1 protein-coding gene is annotated in these 1,652 nt (G+C 40.5%); it reads left to right on the plus strand.

Annotated elements, in window-relative coordinates:
• The first annotated feature begins 161 nt into the window (after nt 1–161).
• The gene (locus JUF10_RS14015; RefSeq protein ID WP_203640202.1) at nt 162–1,466 is read left to right on the plus strand and encodes an IS1380 family transposase; all 1,305 of its coding nucleotides are present in this window, start codon (nt 162–164) and stop codon (nt 1,464–1,466) included.
• Nucleotides 1,467–1,652 lie beyond the last annotated feature (186 nt).

Raw genomic sequence — 1,652 nt, forward strand, 5'->3', positions numbered from 1 at the left:
ACCTGAATTATTCACCAGAAACTCCAAAATCCCCATCAAACACATGATTCAAGTGCTTGATGGGGATTTTACGTTTTCACCTTTTAAGTGCAGAAAAAGAGCCTCAGCTCTGGTATAGTTAACTCGACCAAAAGACACTATAAAGAGAAGAGGACTCTATAATGAAAACTGTACAGGAAATGGCATTTAGTTTCAATAAAAACATTCTAGCATCGCATACCGGCGGTCAATTATCTTCTGATGGTGGCCTAACCTTGTGTGTTGAACTGATGGCAAAGTTTCAGTTCACGAACTTAGCTGACAATCTATTGAAGTTCAACGACCATCGACAATACTGCCGACATAGTAATTCAAGTATCTTGATGCAGTTGGTTCTGCAGATCATTGCCGGTTATAATACAGATTCTGCTGCAACCTCATTGGTTGCAGAACCATTGTTTAAACTTTTATTGGACAAACCAGCCTTAGCTTCACAAGCGACGATATCCCGTTTCTGGCAACGTATCGATTCCGCAGGTGTGGACGCCTTCCAGACTTTAAATCAAGCTCTTATTGATCAAGCTCGACTGCTAACTAATCAGACGACCACCATTATTGATATTGATTCAACCCATTCTGACACTTATGGCAATCAAGAAGCTACTGACTATAACGCCCATTATGGCTCGGAGGGGTATCATCCATTACTAGCTATCGATAATGATGGTAATCTCCTGAAAGCCATCCTACGGCCTGGTAATGCCTATACCAGTACAGATATAAAAGCCTTTTTAGAACCGTTATTAAAACATTATCAAGACCAATTGCCAGAAACTGATATTCTGGTTCGCGGTGATAGCGGGTTCGCCACACCAGCTGTTTATGATACCTGCGAGGCCGATGATGTCTTTTACATTATTCGCCTCAAACGTAATAAGCGACTACACAACTTGGCAGAAGAGTTTGTACAGATAAGCGACACAACTGAGTGGCATGAAACCGAAACTCACTATTACTCAGCAACTTATCAGGCCACTTCGTGGCCTAAACCGCGTCAAGTATACGTTAAGTCAACTCGTGTAGCTGGCGAATTGATCTTTTCACATGAATTTATTGTGACTAATCTGACAAATTTAACCGCAGAAGCAGCATTTGAACTGTATCATAAGCGTGGTCAGATGGAGAATTATATCAAGGAAGCCAAAGAGGGCTTCTTCTTTGATAAGACTGATAGTTCAACGTTTACCGCCAACGCTGCCCGTATGATGGTTAGTGTATTAGCGTACAATATTATCAATTTTATGAAGCAAATAGCCCTACCTAAAACAGAGACCGGATTGCGTGTTAGTACATTACGAATCCGTTTATTCAAAGTCGCTGCCCGCGTTGTGTTTACCTGTCGACGAATCCAGTTACGACTGAGTTCTCATCACGTTTATCATCGACTCTTTTATCAGGTATTACAGCGTATTCAGGCTATTAAATAGCCCCAATTAAAAAAAATTCTGTACGATCAAGGGACAAGTGCACCCAAAAATTCAAAAATGACTCACCGTTAGGTGATACCATCAAAATTTAGAGTCTCAATACATAGTAAGCAAGATCAAAAGCCGTCAGTTTTTGAAAAACATGAAAACTGACGACTTTTTTGGAAGGTATGAATAATTCAGGTA

The sequence above is a fragment of the Levilactobacillus andaensis genome (assembly GCF_016861695.1).
Classification (GTDB): Bacteria; Bacillota; Bacilli; order Lactobacillales; family Lactobacillaceae; genus Levilactobacillus; species Levilactobacillus andaensis.

Coding starts and splice junctions, on each gene's coding strand:
- JUF10_RS14015 (WP_203640202.1), top strand. CDS start 162: ATGAAAACTGTACAGGAAATGGCATTTAGTTTCAATAAAAACATTCTA.